A 1008-nucleotide genomic window follows, 5' to 3' on the forward strand; every position below is an offset into this window, starting at 1 on the left:
GGCTGCTTGGGCATGATGGGGCTTCCTTCTTCGTCCCGCAAAGTCTATACCAAACCCCTCAGAGCGCGAGGTTTTTCAGACCTTCCTTAGCTAACCCAACGTGTGAGGCAGTCTTCGCCTCGATCCTATCGGGAGTGAAAAGGTGAATCGGCAAGATATTGAAAAAAAATATGAAAACACCTCAGATGAGGAGCCAGCGGCGGCGAAACGAACAGATTTGTACGACGAGATGATCACCCATCCAGCGCACCTCATCAGGCGTAGTTATCAGATTTTCCAAGCTGGGTTCGACGAAGACATGGCGGTGACGGGTGTCACGCCCGTGCAGTGGATCATTCTGGTTACAGTTTTTTCTTATCCAGGCATCGACATGACCCGGCTCGCGGGGTTCGCGGCGGTCGACAAAACAAGTTGCGGGCGGGCCGTTTCAAAGTTGGTTGAAAGGGGATTTCTACAGGTTTCTCCGATAGTTGAAGATCTTAGGCAAAAACGACTGTCGGTCACGAAAGATGGAGAACTGGCTATTGAGCAGACGCGACCAGGGATTGGCAGGTTGCGGGATAGGCTTCTCGGCGTTTTGAGCCGCGAGGAACAAAAGAACTTGCTTGAAGCGCTTGAAGTTTTCGTCCGTAAAAACAATGAGTTAAGCCGCGCTCCCCAGCGTCGATATCAGAAAAGGTCTGCGAAGAACGGAGGTAGTTAGCCTAGTTCAGTGACTTGACGGTGCAAGGTCGCCGACTCCCCTGCCCCTCTCTGAAAAGTTGACAGCATGCTGACTACATGCGAAACCTCAATGTGAGGGACGATTCGTCGTCATTGGGAAATCGTAGGGAGGACGCCATGTCGATCAGTGGCACGAACACCCCGCCTTTTGATAAGGCGGCCGCTTTGGACTTCGACTTGTTCAACGTTCCAAGTGAAGGAACGTCTGATCTACCGTTTTGGCTGTGCCGATTTCCATGCAATCGGGCTTTGATTTAGCATACAGGGACCGATTTTGGGCTCGTA

The 1008-nt window shown here is 51.9% G+C and carries 1 protein-coding gene; it reads left to right on the plus strand.

All coding sequences use genetic code 11. From position 1 onward, the window contains the following. The first annotated feature begins 142 nt into the window (after positions 1-142). Complete coding sequence (locus M4578_RS25685) at positions 143-703, plus strand: MarR family winged helix-turn-helix transcriptional regulator (RefSeq protein ID WP_258095933.1); 561 nt, start codon at positions 143-145, stop codon at positions 701-703. The last annotated feature ends 305 nt before the right edge of the window (positions 704-1008 follow it).

The sequence above is a fragment of the Salipiger pentaromativorans genome (genome assembly GCF_024721115.1).
Taxonomy (GTDB): Bacteria; Pseudomonadota; Alphaproteobacteria; order Rhodobacterales; family Rhodobacteraceae; genus Salipiger; species Salipiger pentaromativorans.